Below are 20,945 nucleotides of genomic sequence, written 5' to 3'. Positions count from 1 at the left end.
ATACCATTTGTATCCCAATTTAAGCTTAACTCAAGTAAAGTTAAAGTCATTAATAGCTGTATTTCAGCTGTTTAGTAAATTATCTACAAGCGCCCTGAAATCCAGGGCTTCATGCTCCCAATGAACTTCGGCCCCGGGTTTATCCATATAGAATCGGGAATCTGCCAGTTCTTTAATCAGCTGTTCAGGATCCGATTTATAGACGACAGACGCCCGATAGGTATCGCAGAATGACTTCCATATGCTACTGTACTTAATAAAAACAATGGGGATTTCGTGCGCCAGGTATTCATAAAGCTTAGAGGGCATTTTATCGTAAACCCAGGATTCGTAACTGATGACGGCAGCATCAGCTTTCACGAGTGTTCTCAGGATCTGATCGTAGGGTAATGGTGCTTCGCTGATATTTGCTTCGATCCAAGGATATTTTGTGATCCTGTTCCTTAGCTTATTGAGAAACGAGGTGTCAAAACTATTTCCGCAAATCAGCAATCGAGCCGAGGGATCGATCTTCCTGACTTGTTCAACCATTTCAATACATTCTGATATACCGGTATGGTTTGCAAGTGTACCAGTAAAAACAAATGTGAGTGGATTACGGGCAGTTCCTGGAAAAGTTGCGGATTCAGGCATAATGGCCTTGTTTTCCAGTATTGTCGCCTTGTTCCGTGTGAAAGCCAGTTGATCTGCATAACATCGCTCGGCAAGAATGTAATGATCGATGAATTTAACAGAACCTGTTTCCTTGCGACGGGTTAACCTGGCCAGGGGCCGACTGAAGAAATGTTTCCGGTGAAGGATATTTTGATAATAATTCTCGCGGACATCATAAATGATCCTGAGATCTTTATTTTTCAGTCTTTTGGCCATACCCAGTAATTCATGGGTGTTGATGATCAGCAGATCTGGCTCAAGACGCCTAATTAATTTCTCGATTTTAGTGGTTATCAATAACCGTTTAAGGCTTTTTCTTGGGAAGGGCTCAAGGGGGATGAAGTTGATTTCCGGGTCAATTATAGGCGCTTTGCCCGGGAACCCTATTATATTTACGTCATATTTGCCGGAAGGCACAAGCGATTTTGCCAGCTTAAGATATGTGCGCGGGTCATCGACCGGTTTCAGCACCGAAGCAAAAACAATTCGCTTACGTTTCATATTACAGTATAAAGATAAACCTACGTTGTTAATGGACAATAAAAAAGAAATCATTGAGAAGGCATGGGCAGACCGTGCATTACTAAAAGAAAAGGATGTACAGGAGCTTATCAGGTCGGTAATTGAGGACCTGGATAAGGGTGATTTGCGTGTAGCAACCCCAGGAGCTGAGGAATGGACCGTGAATGAATGGATAAAGAAAGCCGTAATCCTTTATTTTCCAATCCAGCAAATGCAGACGGTAGAGGTTGGTCCGTTTGAATTTCACGATAAAATACCCCTCAAACGAAATTATCAGCAGCTTGGCGTACGAGTTGTCCCGCATGCGGTAGCCCGGTATGGGGCTTATATTAGTCCGGGAGTCGTCCTCATGCCATCCTATGTAAACATTGGCGCCTATGTCGATGAGGGTACAATGGTGGATACCTGGGCCACAGTAGGAAGCTGCGCGCAAATCGGAAAGCATGTACATCTCAGTGGTGGCGTTGGTATAGGTGGGGTACTGGAACCAGTTCAGGCGGCGCCTGTAATCGTGGAAGACAACGCATTCATCGGATCGCGTTGCATTATCGTCGAAGGGGTTAGAATTGGGAAAGAGGCCGTCCTGGGTGCAAATGTGACGCTTACGGGCAGTTCTAAGATCATCGATGTAACCGGGAGTGAGCCCGTTACGTATCAGGGGTATGTGCCACCCCGTTCTGTTGTAATCCCAGGAAGTTATACGAAGAAGTTTCCCGCGGGAGATTACCAGGTGCCATGTGCCTTGATCATTGGACAACGGAAGGAGAGTACCGACAAGAAAACCTCTTTGAATGAGGCATTGAGAGAAAATAATGTAGCGGTTTAGCCGTTTGGCATATTAGTTGTTCATCTTACCACAGATGAAAAGTTTTATAATTCAGATATCGGCCACATTGTGTGCGGTAATTTTGTTTACCGCCGCATCTCCCCGCGTTTATCAACCGGTGGATCATGACAGTTTTGGTCCGGGTGAAGAGCTTCAATATCGTGTTTCCTTTGGAATAATCGGTATTGGTGATGCCAGGATGGTCATCGACAGGGAGGTTCGTAGTGTCAATGACCGGCCCGTGTACAAGGTGGATGTCTATGGTAAAACGACTGGAATGGTTGACTGGGTAGCACGTGTGGATGATCATTGGGGTTCCTATGTGGATACCAGCGCATTGGTTCCCCACATCAGCTACCGGAATATCCAGGAAGGAAATTATCGGAAAAATGAGATCACCCGGTTTTATCATGACCGGGGTGTTATTGAAACCCGTACACTGGATCAGAAAACAGGAAAATATAAAGAACCTAAAGTCTTTCATAATCAGCGCCGGGAGATCAGGGATATGCTGGCTGGCTACCTCTACCTGAGGACCGTGGATTTCTCAGGTATGAAAAAGGGTGATTCGTTTGAAATCAGCGGATTCCTGGAGGATACCTTCTATGATATGAAAATGGTATATGGCGGAGTTGAAAGGATTAAGACCAAAGCGGGGAAATTCAGGGCCATTAAACTGGTACCTGTTATGCCTGAAGGTGGTGTGTTCGACGGTGAGAAATCTGTGACATTATGGATTTCAGCTGATGAAAACAAAGTTCCGCTAAAGATTGAAGCAAAAATGTTCGTGGGTAATACAACCCTTGAATTAAGCGGATTCAACAATTTGAGACATCCGGTTTCAGGATTGTAATTTTCCTGATGTAAGAATTTAACCATATCTACCTAACTGCTTTCATTTCAATTTTGTATAATAGCACATGCTTTTAATTGTATTGGCCATATTAAGTCTTCCGTTGCCGGGTAAGGAAACCATTACGTTTCCGTCATCAGACGGTGTGACCATTACAGCAGACCTGTATGCTCCACATTCCAAAGATGCCCCGATGATCATCCTGTTTCATCAGGCAGGCTGGAGCAGGGGTGAGTATAATGAAATTGCTCCAAAGCTGAATGAAATGGGGTATAACTGCCTGGCAGTGGATTTAAGGGCCGGGGGTAGCATCAATGGCGTGATCAATCAGACCCATGAATCCGCTAAAGGTCTTTATAAAGAAACGCGGTATATCGACGGACTTCAGGATATTGAAACCTCGATTCAGTATGCCAGAAAAAATCTGAGTACCGGGAAATTGATCATCTGGGGCAGCTCGTTCAGCGCAGCCCTCGTTTTAAAGGTAACGGGTGATCATCCGGAATGGGTTGATGCTGCGGTTGCGTTTTCACCGGGAGAATATTTTACATCGCAGGGGCAATCACGCGATTATATTTCCAGTAGCGCTGCAAACATTACTAAACCCGTTTTCATCACTTCTGCCCATAATGAAAAGAGCAATTGGTGGGGAATTTATGTGGCAATATCGGATATGGACAAAAGCTATTTCTGGCCCAATACGACAGGAAATCACGGTTCGCGTGCACTTTGGTCGAAGTTTCCGGATTCGGCGGATTACTGGGAAAAGGTGAAATCTTTTCTGGAATCGGTAAAATAATCAGTTTTTGATCTATAAATTTGCAGGAAGTGGCCTTTTCCTGCCACTTTTTTTGTTATCGAGCGTAGTATACTTATGAGACAATTTGTTTTTATTTTTTTAACCTGGGCCTTATGCCTTACGGGATGTTCCAATGATCAGTCAGAAATAGGAGACCGTATGTTTCGTAAAGGCAATTATGAACAGGCCATTGCTGCATATACAGAATACCTTCGATTGAATCCGAGTGATATTAAAACTATATATAACCGGGGCAGGGCATACCAGGAACTGGGTAAGAATGAAAAAGCACTGGAGGATTTTCAGCGGGTGATTAAGGAAGACCCGCTCAATGTGAATGCGCTGCTGAGTGTATCCAATGATTATTTTAACCGCCTGCGCGACTACGAGAACGCCATTTTCTATGCGGATAAGGTCCTGAAAGCTAATCCGAATGCCATTGCATTTACTGTGAAAGGCAAATCTTATCAAAAAATGGGTAAGCTCACCGAGGCAATGGCAGCCTACAATGACGCATTGAGCACCAACGATTCCTATGCTGACGCATACCTTTCCAGGGGAAGCTTGTTCATTTACCTCAACCAGTACAACAAAGCGTGTTCAGATTTTCAAAGAGCCAAGGCGCTTGATCAGGAAGTCTCCCAATACATCGAGAAATATTGCAAATAATCCGCCTAATGCGGTGAGGATTATAATTTAGGACATTTGGATGTTGATATATTTAAGGTTAATGGCTAACTTCCAGTCTCTTAACCTTCATCAACCATTTATGGTAAACATTCTAAACCCTAAATTATGCTCGATGATTTAATCAAAAGCCTGGATGGCGATGTAGGTAAACAACTCACAAATCTGGGTATCCCATCAGACAAGACTTCAGATGTTCTGTCGATGGCGACTTCCGCACTCACAGATCAATTCCAGCAAAATGCCAAAAGCGGTGACATGTCTGGCATGTTAAATCTGTTTAATGGCAACCAGGCCATTGGAAGCAGTTCACTGGTCGATGGTATGGTTGGAAATTTTGCAAGCCAGATAGCCTCAAAGCTTGGCATCTCGCCTGAAATTGCCAAAAGTGCTGCTGCCATGCTCATTCCCATGTTATTGTCGAAACTTGACTCAAGTACCCCGTCGTCGGGGCTAACTGAAGATCATCTATCGCAAATTCTGGGGGGCGAACAGAGTATGGGAGGTATAACGGACGCCCTGAAGGGATTATTTAACTGAGAAACTAAATCAAACAATTATAATAATTACATACTATGGCTAAAATTTCGGATATCGAAGGAATAGGCCCTGCATTGGAGAAGAAGCTCGCAAAGGCAGGCATTAAATCAGTAAATGGACTTTTGAAGACATGCTGTGACAAAAAGGGACGTAAGGCAGTGGCTGAAACTACTGGCATTGATGAGTCTAAACTCCTCAAGTTTGCCAACATGGCCGACTTATATCGTGTGAAAGGGGTAGGAAGCGAATACTCAGAATTATTGGAAGCAGCAGGTGTGGATACCGTAAAGGAATTGAGAACACGCAAGCCTGAGAATCTGCACGCTAAAATGGTTGAAGTGAACGCTAAGAAGAAACTGGTGCGTCAGCTTCCTTCATTGTCCAAGGTTCAGGCGTTCGTTGAACATGCGAAAACGCTTGACCCTGTAATCACTCACTAATTAATTTTAGTACAAAAGGCTGAAGCACCTCTCACCAAAGGGAGGTGCTTCTTCTTTTTCTGCGTGGTTTCACTCCAAGCGCCCCCATCAGTCCCCTTGAGATTTCCCGCATGAGGGTGTTGCCCAATTGACGAACCATTGTATTCTTCGACAACTGTTCCACCAGTGATTCATCATTGGAAGATTCTGACTTTTTGGTAGTTTTTTTCGTCTCGGGTTCCGGAGCAGCTGCAGCCTCGATTTTCTCATTTAACAATTCATAGGCACTTCTGCGATCGATCTCCTCATTGTACTCATCAAGTATCTCCGATTTTGAAATAATCTTTTTTAGCTCATCATCTGTAAGTATACCCATGCGTGATCTTGGGGCCGACATCAATACTGCCGCCAACGGGGTGGGTATACCTTTTTCATTCAGCACGGTAACAAGTGCTTCACCAATACCCAATGTGGTAAGCAGTTCATCGATGTCATAATACTCGGAAGGAGGAAAATTTTCTGCCACAAGTTTGATCTTCTTACGATCGCGTGCGGTGAACGCCCGTAAGGCATGCTGTACGCGGAAGCCAAGCTGACTCAATATGTTTTCAGGTATGTCATCCGGCACCTGGGTACAGAAATAGATACCCACACCTTTGGAACGAATGAGTTTAATGATCGAGTCGAGCTGATCCAACAGTGCGTCTGAAGCCTCCTTGAAAAGAAGGTGAGCCTCATCAATGAACATGATCAGCCTGGGTTCATCTGAATCACCCTGTTCAGGGAACGTCGAGTAAATCTCAGCCAGCAGGCAGAGCATGAAGGTTGAAAACAGCTTTGGACGATCCTGAATATCCACAAGACGTAATACACTGATCATTCCTCTTCCGTCCTTGTCGGTGCGTAGCAGATCGGCCGGATCGAACGACCGTTCACCAAAGAAACGTTCTGCTCCCTGCTGTTCTAGCTCGATGATCTTCCGGGTGATCGTTCCAACCGAAGCCGTAGATATTCTTCCGTATTCTTTTTCAACGCTTTCCTTTCCTTCATCGGTCACATATTGAAGAATCTTTTTCAAATCCTTCAGATCCAGCAGGGGCAATTTATTGTCATCACAATATTTGAATACAAGGGCCATAATACCCGACTGTGTATCATTGAGTTCAAGCATCTTGCTGAGCAACACGGGCCCGAATTCAGAAACAGTTGCACGGAGCCGCACACCGGCTTCATCCGACAGTGTGAGGGGCTCTATCGGGAATCCCTGCTGCACATATTCTATACCGATATGCGCCATTCGCTCGTCAATCTTGGGGTGAGGGGAGCCCGGTGCAGCAAGCCCGCTAAGGTCTCCCTTAATGTCCATGAGTAAGACAGGTACGCCCTGTTCAGAGAGCGCTTCGGCCATTACCTGCAGACTTTTGGTCTTTCCGGTACCGGTAGCGCCAGCAATCAGGCCATGGCGGTTCATGGTTTTAAGAGGGGCCTTTATTAAAGCCTTATCAAGGGGAGCACCATCGATCATCGCGGTTCCCAGGACAATTTCTCTTCCTTTATTGGTATGCGCCTTTTCGATGATGGAGCGAAAGTCTTCCTTACTCATATGTTAATGTTATTTTTTGAACTGCGATGCGACGATTAATTCCTTTGTTTTATGGCTCCAGTCATAAAATCCGCTGCCACTTTTAACGCCTTTATGTCCGGCAGTAACCATATTCACCAATAATGGACATGGCGCATATTTAGGATTGCCAAGCCCGTCGTGGAGCACATGGAGGATTGATAGACAAACATCAAGGCCGATGAAATCTGCCAGCTGCAACGGGCCCATCGGGTGTGCCATACCAAGTTTCATGACCGTATCGATCTCTTCCACGCCAGCCACACCTTCAAACAGACTGTATATTGCCTCGTTGATCATTGGCATCAGAATACGATTTGCAACAAATCCGGGATAGTCATTCACTTCAACCGGAACCTTGCCCAGTTTTTCAGAAAGGTCCATTATCGTATTTGTGGTGGCATCCGTGGTATTGTAGCCACGTATAACCTCAACTAACTTCATCACTGGAACAGGGTTCATGAAATGCATTCCGATCACCTTATCCGGACGATTGGTTACAGCAGCAATTTTCGTAATGGAAATCGAGCTGGTATTGGTGGCAAGAATCGTATGGTCAGAACAAAATTTATCCAGATCACGGAATATATTTAATTTGAGTTCAACATTTTCGGTAGCAGCCTCAACCACCAGATCCGCTTTTGCAACACCTTTTTCCAACGCTGTTTCAGTTGAAATTCGTAACAGTGTTTCCTGTTTCTGGCTTTCATTGATCAGTTCCTTATTTACCTGTCGATCAAGGTTCCTGGAAATGGTTGCAAGTCCGCGTTCCAGAGATTCAGCGGATATGTCGATAAGCGTTACCTGAAAACCATTTTGAGCAAAGACATGTGCAATTCCATTTCCCATGGTTCCGGATCCAATTACCGCAATATTTTTCATCATGTGTAGTGTTTTTGATTGGATTCAAATATAGGAAGAAATGAACAGGACGGAATAATCAATTCAACAGTTCATATTTTGCTCCCTCAATATAAATTTAATTTATATATTGGAGACGGTAAATTTTAATCTAACTAACTATGTTCAAAGAATTTAAAGAGTTTATTTCTCGCGGAAACGTTCTGGAGTTGGCAGTAGGTTTGATCATGGCAACCTATTTCGGAGCTATCGTAAAATCATTTGTCGATGATATCATTATGCCTCCTGTAGGAAAGATGATTGCAGGCGTCGATTTTTCTGAGCTGAAACTGAAAATTGGTGAAAATGTACTGGCAGATGGCACGGTGGAAGCTGTTAGCATCAATTATGGTAATTTCATAAATACCATCATTACATTCATTATCGTTTCCTTTGCGGTTTTCATGGTAGTAAAATCGTACAATCGTTTCCTGAAAAAGCAGGAAGAAGCGGCTCCGGCTGCGCCTCCGGCACCCAGCAATGAGGAAAAATTACTGACTGAAATAAGGGATTTACTGAAAAAACAATAACATCAAAGAGCGGTTCAGCCGCTCTTTTTTTTTAACCTTGCAGTATGATTGAAATCGGGAAACATCAGTTGCTTACAGTAAACCGGGAAGTTGACTTTGGTCTTTACCTTGGGGACGGAAATGAGGAAATACTGTTGCCGACCAAATATGTTCCTGATGGACTCAGCATTGGTGATAAACTTCGTGTTTTTGTTTACAAGGATTCCGAAGACCGTCCGATAGCCACTACACTTCAGCCTGCAGGGGAAGTTGGAAGTATTGTTTCCCTGAAGGTAAAGGATAGTAATCCGCATGGCGCCTTTATGGATTGGGGACTGGAGAAGGACCTGTTTGTTCCTAAGCGGGAACAGCATGTTCCATTTCAAGTGGGCAAGTTTTATGTGGTTCGCATCCTGCTTGACCATAAGACTAACCGGCTTATCGGCACCAGCAAGATACGGGCATTCCTGAAAAAAGATGCTGATGGACTTGAAGAAGGGCAAAAGGTAAATCTCTTAATCTATTCTGTTACCGATCTGGGTTTTCAGGCGGTAATTAACGGGACCTATTCCGGTTTGTTATATCGAAGTGAGTGTCCTGTCGAATTTGCCATCGGAACAGAAACGGACGGGTATATCCGCGCAATACGGGAAGATGGAAAAATTGATCTGCGCCTGAGCCTGGGAGGACGTGAGGGTGCTGATGAGCACAGGGAAATGTTGCTGGATGCTTTGCATAAGAATGACGGATATCTTAATCTGACCGATAAATCCAGTCCGGAAGTCATCCAGCAAACACTGGGTATGAGTAAAAAGGCATTTAAAAAAGCCCTGGGTAATTTGTACAGGGACCGGCTGGTACTGCTTGAAAGTGAAGGCGTCCGGCTGGCTGCTAGCGACGATAAAGCATAACTTCTGTGGCCCTGTTGGTGGCTGAAAAGCGAATTTGAAGGTCCATTCCGGAGGTGCTGTCACCTTCTCCACAGTCTGGCCCGGGATCCAGCAAATAGATATAGAATTTCTGATTACGCTTGTACAATTCATTTTTATCCGGTTTTCCCAGCCAGAGCAAAATGGTTTCTTCCGACTGCCCCTTCAGCGCATCGATGAAATCAGGATGCTCCTGCATGAAAAGCGAGCGGTAGCCCATGCATCCGTTACGGTCAGATTTCCATTCATCTTTATCAAGATAACCGGGAGCAGGAGTCGAACTGCAGGCCGAAAGGCCCGCGATGATCAGGATGAAAAGGACATTTTTCATGAAAGACTTACGGATGAAGATTTAAGAGCTCTGTTCAAATAGAAAAACCAACCGGCGGAGACTATGGCATATAGCATGGCAGCCGGCAACAGGTAAAACGGAAAATCTAATGCATAGTGCATAACTGTAACAATGCCTGCCGACAGTGATAAACGAATGAACTCGAATGGCGTAACCCACGAACGGTTTTCCAGCATGCCTCCACAGGATACCACCAGCATGATAATAAGACTTACAATCATTAAATTCTCGTACCAGGCACTTGATTCCATTGTGAAGAGAAATACCGCCGTAATGAGCAACGCGATCACATACTGGGTCATTACATAGGGGATCACACCCCGCTGAAAACGCGGATTATATTTGATGTAGGAAGTGCGATCTACTTCGGGGATTGGCTGCATTCCACCCATTTCTGCAGGAAGCCATCCTGGTTTGTAAAATATATACCGGACTTTATCGCTGGAAGAGGGGATGGCCTTCATTGTTTGCCACATTTGATGGTAATGGGCCAGGTTGACCCACAAAGGGTTCCATGAATTGGTTGGTTTTGTAATTCCATAAACCGGTCTTTCTTCCTCTTCCTGGAAGGTTCCGAACAAACGATCCCAAACAATAAAAACACCCGCATGATTGCGGTCTATATATTTCGGGTCACGACCATGATGTACGCGGTGATGGGAGGGAGTATTGAAAACATATTCCAGCCAGCCCAGTTTTCCGATGGTCTCGGTATGGATCCAGAATTGGTAAACCGTAACGAGCGCAGATACAAATACGAAGGTGGTGGGATTGAAACCTATCAGCGCTAACGGGAGATAGAAACTGAATGTCCATAGGATTTGGAAAGACCCCTGTCGAAGTGCCACTGAAAAATTATAATCCTCACTCTGATGATGTACTACGTGACCGCCCCAGAATAAATTGATCTCATGCGACATTCGGTGCGCCCAGTAATAACAGAAATCCACTGCTATAAATAGTAAAATGAAGGTAAGGGCATTTTCCGGAATGGTGAAAAATCGATATTCGTAGACGAATGCGAAAGCGGCAACGCCCAATACCTTGAAGAAGATATTGGTGAGTTGCTGGGTGACGCCGCAGCTGATATTTGTTATGGCATCGTTGAGCCGGTAAAGCTTGCGTTTTGAGAACCGTTCGATCAGTAATTCAATACCGATCAGCAGGAAATAAATGGGGATGGATAATATAATCGGATTGAAATCCATAGGTGGTTTAAAAACTCAAAATAATTGAAATTAGTTTAAGAATAAAAATATAACTTCGCACAGCTAGGATGTTACGACTTATAAAATTTATTTGGTTGGTTACCCTGTTGGTGGCACTGGGCTCATTGCTCTACACGTATGCGGCGGTGGGTGAAATGCTTACATTCGGGTCCTATACATTTTCAAGGGAATGGTATTTTTACCTGGCTCTGCTAATCCTCGTGATTTTTAATTTTACTTTTTATACCCTATCAAGAAATATGGGCTACCGGGATGAAAAGCTGCGGTCTACGCTCATCAGCTGGCAGCTTAGTTTCGCAGGGGTACTGAATCTCTTCTTTATAACCAGTGTTTTTTTTCTGATGCTGGTCAATAGCGGAGAGGCTTTTGATTACAATAATTTCGGCTACCTGGTATATGTATGCCTCGGGCTCATCGGGCTCTGGATCCTAATGCTGCCATTTGTATTCTCCCGAAAAATACTTAGCTAAGTAGTTTATTGTCCTGATTATAAATACTTAATATACAGGTAATTATATCAGATTAATTCATTTTTTTGTTTAGAAGAACAGCCTGATTAAATCAAAATCATTGCTTGAATAAATGGTGTTTTTCGTGTTTATTCGCTTACAAGCCATGTGTTGAAAAGGAAATTTATGTCTGAAGAAAATCAAGTTCAATATACCGAAGATAGTATCCGGTCACTCGACTGGAAAGAGCACATCAGAATGCGTCCGGGAATGTATATCGGAAAGCTCGGAGACGGATCAGCGCAGGACGACGGAATTTATGTGCTGGTGAAGGAAGTGATCGACAATTGTATTGATGAACATATGATGGGATATGGCAAAACCATCGATGTGAAAATCACCGATCACAGGGTTGAGGTGCGCGACTACGGTCGGGGAATTCCCCTGGGTAAAGTTGTTGACTGCGTGTCGAAGATCAATACCGGGGGTAAATATGATTCCGGGGCATTTCAGAAATCAGTCGGATTGAACGGGGTGGGAACCAAGGCCGTGAACGCGCTGTCGAACTATTTCAAGGTTCAATCTTACAGGGAGGGACAAACGAAGGTTGCTGAATTTAAGCAGGGAGAAATTATTACGGATCACAAAATCGGTTCGTCAAGCGGGAGGAATGGTACCCTGGTCGCATTTGAGCCTGATGGAACCATTTTTAAAAACTTTCATTTTATTCCGGAATACCTGAATGACCTGATCTGGAATTATGTATTTCTGAATGCGGGTCTGACTATAAATTTTAACGGACAAAAATTTCACAGTGAGAATGGGTTGCGTGATCTGCTGGAGCGGAAAACCGATGTCGAAAATATCCGTTATCCCATCATTCATCTCAAGGGCAACGATATAGAACTTGCACTTACCCACAGCAATCAGTACGGCGAAGAATATTACTCCTTTGTGAACGGACAGTACACGACGCAAGGAGGAACGCACCTGGCCGCGCTGCGTGAGGCGCTTGTGAGGACTGTACGTGACTTTTACAAAAAAGACTTTGACGCGACCGACATCCGGGCCAGCGTGGTAGCTGCGATCGCTGTACGTGTTCAGGAACCTGTATTTGAATCTCAGACAAAGACCAAACTGGGTTCACAAAATGTGGCGCCCGACGGACCCACTATGCGAACTTTTGTCAATGATTTTCTGAAGACAGAGCTCGACAATTATTTACACCGGAATCCTCCGGTCGCCGATGCCCTGCTGAAGCGTATTTTGCAATCGGAACGGGAACGCAAGGAGATTGCCGGAATTAAGAAACTGGCCAACGATCGTGCTAAAAAAGCAAATCTTCACAACAAGAAATTACGCGATTGCCGGGTACATTTCAGTGATAAGAGCAAGGAACGTGCAGAGGAGACGATGATCTTCATTACCGAGGGAGACTCGGCCAGCGGGTCTATTACCAAATCAAGGGATGTGGAAACCCAGGCGGTATTCAGTTTGCGTGGTAAGCCCCTGAACTGTTTTAACCTGACGAAAAAAGTAGTGTATGAAAATGAAGAATTCAATCTTCTTCAGCATGCACTGAATATCGAAGACGGTATCGAAGGTCTGCGATACAGAAAAATCATTATCGCCACAGACGCGGATGTCGACGGGATGCACATTCGCCTGTTACTGCTGACATTCTTTCTTCAGTTCTTTCCCGATTTGGTCCGGCATAACCATGTTTACATTCTTGATACGCCTTTATTTCGCGTACGTAACAAGAAGGAAACGATCTACTGCTATTCGGAAGAGGAGAAACGTGCAGCCATCGCCAAGCTTGGGAACAAACCTGAAATTACCCGATTCAAGGGGTTAGGGGAGATCTCACCTGATGAGTTTGGAAAGTTTATCGGTGATGAGATGCGACTGGAACCCATCATCATTAAGAAGGACACAACCATAAAGCAATTGCTGTCATTCTATATGGGTAAAAATACACCGGAACGTCAGGATTTTATTGTGGATAACCTGAGGATTGAAAAAGACCTCGTCGAAGAAACAGCTGCTTAAATTGTAATAAAATTGCAAAATATAAATAATTGTAATTATATTGCAATATGAATTATTTAATAATGATGGCGGATATCATTGGCAGTTCCCGCGAGGAAGGGGCAGCGTTGATGAATGCATTTTCCGGAATTGTAGAAGCGGCTAATAAAAAGTTTGAGTCAGGGATCCTGTCTCCACTGACGATTACGCTGGGTGATGAGTTTCAGGGGATTATTTCAGATGTGCAAACGGCCACAGAAATTATATTTTTTATTGATGAACAGTGCCTGATTGCAGATCCGGTCTTTCGTTTGCGTTATGTATTGCATTACGGCGAGATACAAACCCCTGTTAATACAATCGAATCATACGGAATGCTGGGCCCTGGCCTCACCAGGACACGGGAATTGCTTGGGGAGATCAAAAATGGTGATCTTGAGATAGTTGTATCCGGCCTGTCGGCACCGAACAGTAAACGTCTCGAGTTGGCATTTAGGTTATACCGGGCATTTTATAATGACTGGCATGAAAAGGATTTGTCGGTAGCCTCTGATTTTATTAAGCACCAGGATTACAAGATCCTTTCCTCGATGTATGGCAAAGATCCGTCGACCATGTGGCGGAAAGAAAAAACACTAAAAATGAAAGACTTTTACGCCTCTAGGGAATTGATAACTTTAATGGCAAGCGATGCATAGGGCCTGGATTCATGTCGGATTGATTATTGTCGTTTGTGAATTGCTGGCGGCACTGGTATTTTATTTGCTGGCCCGCTGGAATGCCAAACCCCCTGAAGTGCGTCGATCTTCACGGCTTACCTGGAGAGGTTTATTTAAAGGCTGGGTGGAGCGTGCGTTCCTGGTTTATGCCCTGATAAGTGGCTACCCCCAGGCACTCACATTTTTCGCAGCCCTGAAAATTGCAACCCGCATTAAGGATGACGACCGTATTACCAACGATTTTTATCTCATAGGCAATATTTTATCTGTCTGCCTGGCAATTTTATACTCACAAGTTTTAAGCAAATATTTAGTATAGCATGGATAATCACGAAGAGAACGGAAAACCTGAAAAATATAGTGGTGAGGATCAGATTCATGATGTTATACCTGTATCCGGTATGTACGAGGACTGGTTTCTCGAATATGCGTCCTATGTGATCCTTGAAAGGGCAGTACCTGCGATTGAAGACGGCTTTAAGCCTGTTCAGCGCCGAATTATGCATGCCCTGAAGGAAATGGATGATGGTCGTTTCAATAAGGTCGCCAATGTGATCGGACAAACAATGCAATATCACCCGCATGGTGATGCTTCCATTGGTGATGCCATGGTGAACATGGGTCAGAAGGAACTGCTGATTGAAACCCAGGGTAACTGGGGAGATATTCGTACAGGCGACAGTGCAGCGGCCCCGCGTTACATCGAGGCACGTTTGTCAAAATTTGCTCTTGATGTGGTTTTTAATGCTCAGACCACCAATTGGCAGGTATCTTACGACGGAAGGAAAAGGGAGCCGGTAACCTTTCCGGTTAAATTCCCCCTGCTGCTTGCACAGGGTGTTGAAGGGATTGCAGTTGGGCTTTCCACAAAAATACTTCCGCACAATTTCTGTGAACTGATCAAAGCCTCGATCGATATTCTGAAAGGAAAGAAACCCAAAATTTATCCGGATTTCCCGACAGGGGGCATGGCCGACTTTTCTGATTACAACCAGGGTATGCGGGGTGGTCGCATTAAGGTTCGTGCACGGATTGAGGAATATGATAAGAAGACCCTGGTCATCCGTGACATTCCGTTCAGTACAACGACTACCAACCTCATTGAATCGATCATAAAAGCCAATGATAAGGGTAAGATCAAGATTAAGAAGGTGGTCGACAATACCGCACGGGATGTGGAAATTCTTGTTTCGCTTGCTCCGGGTCAGTCACCCGATATTACCATAGATGCGTTATATGCATTTACCGATTGCGAATTATCCATATCGCCAAATTCATGCGTGATCATTGACGACAAACCTCATTTCATGCCGGTCGGTGAGATTTTACAGCGCAATACGGATCAGACGGTTGACTTACTGACAAGGGAACTTGAAATTCGCCGGCACGAGCTTATGGAGAAGATACTTTTCTCTTCGCTCGAGAAAATATTCATTGAAAACAGAATTTACCGGGATATCGAGGAGTGTGAGACATGGGAGGCGGTTATTTCCACGATCGACAAAGGTTTGGATCCATTTAAGCCTCAGTTCTACCGTGAAATCACGGAGGATGATATTGTACGCCTGACAGAGATCAAAATCAAGCGTATATCCAGGTTCGATTCCTTTAAAGCCGATGAATTATTGAAAAGGCTTCAGGATGAACTGGCAGAAACGGAATACAACCTGGCCAACATCACTGAATATGCCATCAATTACTATCAGGGACTCCTGGAGAAGTATGGAAAGGGACGTGAGCGCAAAACTGAAATTCGTTCTTTCGACGCGATTAATACAACCGTGGTAGCCGCCAACAATCAGAAGCTTTACGTGAACAGGGCTGATGGATTCGTTGGTTACGGACTGCGTAAGGATGAGTTTGTTTGTGACTGTTCAGACCTGGATGATATCATTGTCATCCGTAAAGATGGTAAATGTATGGTCTCCCGGATTGCAGAAAAGGTCTTTATGGGCAAGGATATTCTGCATGTAGGTGTTTGGAAAAAGGGTGATGACCGGATGACCTATAATATGATCTACCTGGACGGAAAAACCGGCAGGTCCATGGTAAAAAGGTTCCAGATCACTGCCATTACCCGGGATAAGGAATATGACCTCACAAAAGGCCATAAGAATTCACGCGTCCTTTACCTGAGCGCCAATCCGAATGGAGAGGCAGAAATTGTGACAGTGAAACTCACATCAGGATCCAAAGCCCGAATCAAAATCTTTGATTATGATTTCTCAGAACTTGAAATAAAAGGGCGTGGCGCAGGAGGAAATATATTAACGAAATATCCGGTGAGGCGTATTGACCTGAAAGCCGAGGGCGTTTCCACGTTGAGTGGCCTCGATATCTGGTACGACGATTCGGTAGGCAGGCTCAATAAAGATGAACGTGGACGTCATATTGGAAACTTTAATGGTGATGACAGTATTCTTGTCATTTATAAGGATGGTTCTTACGAGCTCACCTCATATGAACTCACCAATCGATATGAGCCTGAAAAAATTATCCTAATTGAGCGATTTGATTCCGAAAAGGTTATTTCTGCGGTCTATTATGACGGCGAAAGCAAAACTTATTATGTGAAGCGTTTTCAGATCGAAACATCCACTCTTAACAAGCGGTTTGGATTTATCAGCGAAGCCGGGGGCTCCAAATTATTGCTGGCATCCACGGCAGAATCTGTTGAGGTTGAAGTTTCTGTTCAGAAACCAAAGTCGAAATCGCATGATAAGGAAATCGTGAAGCTCGAGGATATCATCGATGTTAAGGGATGGAAAGCGATCGGGAATAAACTTTCCTCCGAAAAAGTAAAAAAAGTAGAGTTACTTTCAGAAAGCGGAACAGATACAGCTAAGAAAAAAAAGGATAAGGCCCCTTCAAAGGCTGAAAGTGAACCAAAGGAGGACAAACCTGATAATAATGAATCGGGTTCTGAAATAAAGGAGATTGAGAATAAGGAGCCGAAGAAATCGGGTGGAAGTGGAAAAGGTAAGGAAGAAGGAGGTTACAATATCGGTGAAACCATAGAATTTGATTTTTAATGAACAGGGAAGACCGTCTGCTACTGGAATATTTCAGCGGTTTTGTAAGTGAATCACGGAAAGAGCTGATGGACCAGGTACTTTCAGACCGGACAAGACAGGTCACAGTTGTTCTGGAAGATATTTACCAGTCACAAAATGCCAGTGCAGTCGTGCGCACATGTGATTGCTTCGGGATACAGGATCTTTACATTATTGAAAACCGGCATGAATATAACCTCAATCCACGTGTTGTTCACGGCGCTTCCAAATGGATTAATATGTACCGGTTCAATACTTCCGAGAATAATACATCGGAATGTCTGACTTTATTGAAGCAGAAAGGTTATACAATTGTCGGCACTACCCCTGATAAAACCGCCATGTCTATTTATGATCTGGATCCGGAGGTAAAACCAGCGATTTTATTCGGAACCGAGGCACTTGGATTATCTGAAACAGCCATTGATTTATGTGATCAGATGGTTACCTACCCAATGTACGGATTTACAGAAAGTCTGAATATTTCAGTGAGCGTTTCGTTATGTTTGAGTGCGGTGATACCCGCATTGCGAAATTCCTCGGATTCGTGGCAATTAACTGATGCCGAAAAGGATGAGCTTCGATTATCCTGGTACCGGCAGTCGGTAAATCGTTATGACATACTGGAAAGAGAATTTCTCAAAAAGTTGAAATAAGTTATTAGGTTTACGGTGTATGGTTAGGCGGATAATTAAAGTTGCAGGAATTCTCACGGGTATCGTAATTGTATTTATGAGCGTTACGAATATCTGGGTCTATAATTCAACCCGTCAACAGGTTTTTGAGCAATCCGCCGATGTTCCATTTGCAGCTGTTGGAATTGTATTGGGTACAAGTCCGAAAACAATGCAGGGAGGTCCTAATCCGTATTTTGAAGAAAGGATATCAGCAGCAGCCGACCTGTATGAGATGGGAAAAATTAAGCACATTCTTGTGAGCGGTGATAATGCCACGGTATATTACAATGAGCCCGAAAAGATGAAACAGGCATTGCTGAAGCGCGGTGTGCCGGAAACTGCCATCACACTGGATTATGCAGGTTTTCGAACACTCGATTCGATGTTCAGGTGCCAGAAGGTCTTTGGGCAGAATGAAGTAACTGTGATAACGCAGCCATTTCATACCTACAGAGCCCTTTTTATTGCTAATTACCTTGACATGAAGGCGAATGCCTATGCAACCAAAAAGGTCCACTCAGCCAGCTTTAAAATGGCTGTGCGGGAATACCTGGCCCGGTCACTGGCTGTTTGGGAGCTTTATGTTGTCAATAAGGAGCCGAAATTTCTCGGCAAAAAGGAAACCCTTAACCTCTGATTTGAGTTCAATACACCGGTAATACATTTCAACTTGCGGTTCTATATATCCATATTGTTTCTGATTCTTTCAATTCCTGTTCTCGGACAGGAGCGGATCATCTTTGGCAAAGTCACCGATGCCAATACAGGTGATCCGATACCGTTTGTGAATGTTTTTCTCAAAGGCACTAATACAGGGGTAACTACCGACTTCAATGGCAAGTACGAATTGGTTATCAGGGAATCGGCAGACTCGCTTACTGCTTCCTACATCGGGTATGTGACACGGACAAAGCCTCTGACGAATGCTCCGCGGCAGGAGTTGAATTTTCAATTAGCGGAGGATGTGATCAGCCTGGATGAGGTAGTATTTATAGCCGGTGAGAACCCAGCATTCCCGATTCTTCGAAAGATTGTTGAAAATAAGCGTCGGAATGACAAGAGCACCCTGGATGCGTACGAATACGAGACTTATACAAAGATCGAGGTAGATGTCGACAATATTTCCGAGTCATTTCGCGAAAAGAAATTCATGAAAAAGATCACAAGCGTGATGGATAGTGTTGATCAGCTGGCAGGGGAAGACGGTAAGCCGATTCTTCCGTTATTTATTTCAGAGACCTTGTCGCAATATTTTTTCCGGCGGGATCCCCGTATGCAGCATGAAAAGATCATCAAAACCAAGATCACCGGTGTTGGTGTTGAAGACGGCAGCCTGGTGTCGCAATTTATTGGCTCTTCGTTTCAGCAATATAATTTTTACGAGAACTGGCTCAATATTGTAAGCAAGGAGTTTGTTTCTCCGATTTCGGTAGGATGGAAGACCTACTATGATTATGAGCTTAATGATAGCCTTTATGTAGATGATGACTTCTGTTATCGCCTGGATTTTTACCCCAAGAGTGAGCAGGACCTTGCTTTCTCAGGAACGATGTGGATTACGAAGGAGGATTATGCGCTAAAGCGGATTGATGCCACAGTTAGCCGTACGGCTAATCTGAATTACATCGAGAAGATCAAGATCCAGCAGGAGCTTCAGAAGACGTCTGGAGGTGCATGGCTGCCCTCGCAGACACGTGTTTTACTTGACATTGGTGAGATAACCGAAAATATGGCTGGAGTGCTGGCAAAATTTTATACTTCCAACCGGGAAATGGTAGTAAATCAGCCCAGGGAACCAAAGTTCTATGCCAGGCCTATTGAATTGAATGAAGATTACCGTCTGGATGCCAAGAGTGAGGATTATTGGGATCAGCATCGGCATGAACCGCTGTCAGAAACTGAAAAGAACGTATATCAGATGATCGATACGCTCAAAAGTATCCCTGTAGTTAAAACTTATACAGACATACTTAAAGTAGCGATCAACGGATACCGGAAGATTGGCAAGATTGACCTTGGACCTTATCTGGCCTTGTATGCCAACAACAATGTGGAAGGAAGCCGTTTTCACCTGGGTATGCGTACCAACATCGATTTCAGTAACAAATGGATTTTGGGTGGATATCTGGCCTATGGTATCAAGGATGAGGAGTTCAAGTACCGGATGTTTGTGGAGCGAATCCTGGACCGTGATCACTGGACAACCCTCCGCCTGGCACACGGACATGAAATTGACCAGGTGGGGCTTTCAGCAGAGGACCTGATAGGAAATAACATTTTCCTTGCGGCAACGCGTTTTGGAAGGCTTAATCGTCCTTACTACCAGGATTATTTCAGAATGACCTTTGAGCGTGAAGTACTGAAGGGATTTACCCCCAGTGTTTCTTTTACCCATAAATTCTACAAACCGGAATTTGATTTTGCCTACTACACGAGTGAATCCCGGCAACTTGATGAAATCGCAACTAATTTTACCACGAGCGAATTACGCGTGCAGCTGAGATTTGCCAAGGATGAACTGTACGTGCAGAACGACAATGAGCGTTTGAGCCTGGGAACCCTGAAGTGGCCTATCTTTACAGTTCAGTATACACGTGGGTTTGAGGGTCTGCTTGGGGGAGATTTTAATTATAACAAACTGAGTATTAACATTACCGATAAGTATAAAGTGGGCTTTTTAGGGACAACATCTCTGTCCCTTACTGCAGAAAAAATATTTGAGGTTATTCCGTACCCGCTCCTTAAAAACCACGTAGGTAACGAATCAATTTTTTATACTACTGCAGCATATAACCTGATGAACTGGTCGGAATTCACAAGTGACCAGTATGTGACGTTGCGATTGAACCATTACTTTGAAGGTTTCATTCTCAATCGAATCCCATTAATGAAAAAGCTGAAGTGGCGATTGCTGGCGACCGGTAATGTCTTGTTTGGATCTTTAAGGGAGGAAAACCTGAATAATCTGCCACAATTAACCGAGGAAGGAAACCTTACGGCACCCATTGGATTTCTCGACCCGAATCGACCGTATGTCGAGATCGGGTATGGTATCGAGAATATATTTAAGGTGATTCGTGTAGATTTTATCCACAGATTGACATACCGCGAAGTAGAGGACGCCAATAAATTTGGAGTAAAGATCAGTTTTCAATTCATCCTGTAATTGCCTGGTT

21 protein-coding genes are annotated in these 20,945 nt (G+C 44.1%); 16 read left to right on the top strand and 5 right to left on the bottom strand.

Annotated features, from left to right (window positions below; translation table 11 throughout):
• Window positions 1–63 precede the first annotated feature (63 nt).
• On the bottom strand, window positions 64–1,155 hold the full coding sequence (locus LDX50_RS07080; RefSeq protein ID WP_225697737.1) for a glycosyltransferase: 1,092 nt from the start codon (window positions 1,153–1,155) through the stop codon (window positions 64–66).
• Window positions 1,156–1,186: 31 nt separating this feature from the next.
• Between LDX50_RS07080 and LDX50_RS07075 the strand changes: the two genes are divergently transcribed.
• From LDX50_RS07075 to LDX50_RS07050, 6 genes are all read left to right on the top strand, one after another.
• Window positions 1,187–2,002 carry a 2,3,4,5-tetrahydropyridine-2,6-dicarboxylate N-succinyltransferase gene (locus LDX50_RS07075; RefSeq protein ID WP_225697736.1) on the top strand — a complete coding sequence of 272 codons (816 nt, stop codon included), beginning with the start codon at window positions 1,187–1,189 and terminating at the stop codon, window positions 2,000–2,002.
• Window positions 2,003–2,036: 34 nt separating this feature from the next.
• On the top strand, window positions 2,037–2,855 hold the full coding sequence (locus tag LDX50_RS07070) for a DUF3108 domain-containing protein (RefSeq protein ID WP_225697735.1): 819 nt from the start codon (window positions 2,037–2,039) through the stop codon (window positions 2,853–2,855).
• A gap of 67 nt (window positions 2,856–2,922) precedes the next feature.
• Window positions 2,923–3,654 (top strand): alpha/beta hydrolase, encoded by a 732-nt coding sequence (locus LDX50_RS07065; protein WP_225697734.1) that lies wholly within the window; start codon window positions 2,923–2,925, stop codon window positions 3,652–3,654.
• 159 nt (window positions 3,655–3,813) lie between these two features.
• Window positions 3,814–4,323 (top strand): tetratricopeptide repeat protein, encoded by a 510-nt coding sequence (locus LDX50_RS07060; protein WP_255647352.1) that lies wholly within the window; start codon window positions 3,814–3,816, stop codon window positions 4,321–4,323.
• Window positions 4,324–4,449: 126 nt separating this feature from the next.
• Window positions 4,450–4,881: a DUF937 domain-containing protein gene (locus LDX50_RS07055; RefSeq protein WP_225697732.1), complete on the top strand. Its 432-nt coding sequence runs from the start codon at window positions 4,450–4,452 to the stop codon at window positions 4,879–4,881.
• Window positions 4,882–4,916: 35 nt separating this feature from the next.
• Window positions 4,917–5,321, top strand: a complete 405-nt coding sequence (locus tag LDX50_RS07050) for a DUF4332 domain-containing protein (RefSeq protein ID WP_225697731.1) — start codon at window positions 4,917–4,919, stop codon at window positions 5,319–5,321.
• Between the two features lie 31 nt (window positions 5,322–5,352).
• Here LDX50_RS07050 and LDX50_RS07045 read toward each other — a convergent pair whose 3' ends face one another.
• Both LDX50_RS07045 and LDX50_RS07040 read right to left on the bottom strand, forming a co-directional pair.
• Window positions 5,353–6,903 (bottom strand): helicase HerA-like domain-containing protein, encoded by a 1,551-nt coding sequence (locus LDX50_RS07045; protein ID WP_225697730.1) that lies wholly within the window; start codon window positions 6,901–6,903, stop codon window positions 5,353–5,355.
• A gap of 9 nt (window positions 6,904–6,912) precedes the next feature.
• Entirely contained in the window at window positions 6,913–7,803 is an 891-nt protein-coding gene (locus tag LDX50_RS07040; protein WP_225698745.1) for a 3-hydroxybutyryl-CoA dehydrogenase, read from the bottom strand.
• Between the two features lie 140 nt (window positions 7,804–7,943).
• On the opposite strand from LDX50_RS07040, the gene mscL reads away from it, so the two are divergent.
• A complete protein-coding gene (mscL, locus tag LDX50_RS07035; protein WP_225697729.1) occupies window positions 7,944–8,351 on the top strand; it encodes a large-conductance mechanosensitive channel protein MscL in 408 nt (135 codons plus the stop codon).
• A gap of 44 nt (window positions 8,352–8,395) precedes the next feature.
• On the top strand, window positions 8,396–9,241 hold the full coding sequence (locus LDX50_RS07030; RefSeq protein ID WP_225697728.1) for a CvfB family protein: 846 nt from the start codon (window positions 8,396–8,398) through the stop codon (window positions 9,239–9,241).
• Here LDX50_RS07030 and LDX50_RS07025 read toward each other — a convergent pair.
• Window positions 9,222–9,590 (bottom strand): hypothetical protein, encoded by a 369-nt coding sequence (locus tag LDX50_RS07025; protein WP_225697727.1) that lies wholly within the window; start codon window positions 9,588–9,590, stop codon window positions 9,222–9,224. The two genes, LDX50_RS07030 and LDX50_RS07025, sit on opposite strands and share 20 nt — an antisense overlap.
• Window positions 9,587–10,819, bottom strand: a complete 1,233-nt coding sequence (locus LDX50_RS07020; protein WP_225697726.1) for a sterol desaturase family protein — start codon at window positions 10,817–10,819, stop codon at window positions 9,587–9,589. The genes LDX50_RS07025 and LDX50_RS07020 overlap by 4 nt, the downstream gene beginning before the upstream one ends.
• A gap of 68 nt (window positions 10,820–10,887) precedes the next feature.
• On the opposite strand from LDX50_RS07020, the gene LDX50_RS07015 reads away from it, so the two are divergent.
• The 8 genes from LDX50_RS07015 (at window position 10,888) to LDX50_RS06980 (ending at window position 20,935) form a co-directional block, all read left to right on the top strand.
• Window positions 10,888–11,310 (top strand): hypothetical protein, encoded by a 423-nt coding sequence (locus LDX50_RS07015; RefSeq protein ID WP_225697725.1) that lies wholly within the window; start codon window positions 10,888–10,890, stop codon window positions 11,308–11,310.
• Window positions 11,311–11,475: 165 nt separating this feature from the next.
• Window positions 11,476–13,341 (top strand): DNA topoisomerase IV subunit B, encoded by a 1,866-nt coding sequence (locus tag LDX50_RS07010; protein ID WP_225697724.1) that lies wholly within the window; start codon window positions 11,476–11,478, stop codon window positions 13,339–13,341.
• A 47-nt stretch (window positions 13,342–13,388) separates the two neighbouring features.
• Complete coding sequence (locus LDX50_RS07005) at window positions 13,389–14,018, top strand: SatD family protein (protein WP_225697723.1); 630 nt, start codon at window positions 13,389–13,391, stop codon at window positions 14,016–14,018.
• Window positions 14,011–14,358, top strand: a complete 348-nt coding sequence (locus LDX50_RS07000; RefSeq protein ID WP_225697722.1) for a hypothetical protein — start codon at window positions 14,011–14,013, stop codon at window positions 14,356–14,358. Before LDX50_RS07005 ends, LDX50_RS07000 begins: the two co-directional genes overlap by 8 nt.
• Before the next feature lies 1 nt (window position 14,359).
• On the top strand, window positions 14,360–17,071 hold the full coding sequence (locus LDX50_RS06995; protein WP_225697721.1) for a DNA gyrase/topoisomerase IV subunit A: 2,712 nt from the start codon (window positions 14,360–14,362) through the stop codon (window positions 17,069–17,071).
• Window positions 17,071–17,748 carry a TrmH family RNA methyltransferase gene (locus tag LDX50_RS06990; RefSeq protein WP_225697720.1) on the top strand — a complete coding sequence of 226 codons (678 nt, stop codon included), beginning with the start codon at window positions 17,071–17,073 and terminating at the stop codon, window positions 17,746–17,748. Before LDX50_RS06995 ends, LDX50_RS06990 begins: the two co-directional genes overlap by 1 nt.
• Before the next feature lie 76 nt (window positions 17,749–17,824).
• Window positions 17,825–18,406 carry a SanA/YdcF family protein gene (locus tag LDX50_RS06985; protein WP_225697719.1) on the top strand — a complete coding sequence of 194 codons (582 nt, stop codon included), beginning with the start codon at window positions 17,825–17,827 and terminating at the stop codon, window positions 18,404–18,406.
• A gap of 33 nt (window positions 18,407–18,439) precedes the next feature.
• Complete coding sequence (locus LDX50_RS06980; protein ID WP_225697718.1) at window positions 18,440–20,935, top strand: DUF5686 and carboxypeptidase-like regulatory domain-containing protein; 2,496 nt, start codon at window positions 18,440–18,442, stop codon at window positions 20,933–20,935.
• Window positions 20,936–20,945: the final 10 nt, after the last annotated feature.

This window comes from Fulvivirga sedimenti, assembly GCF_020328055.1.
This window is presented reverse-complemented; position numbering and strand designations above follow the sequence as displayed.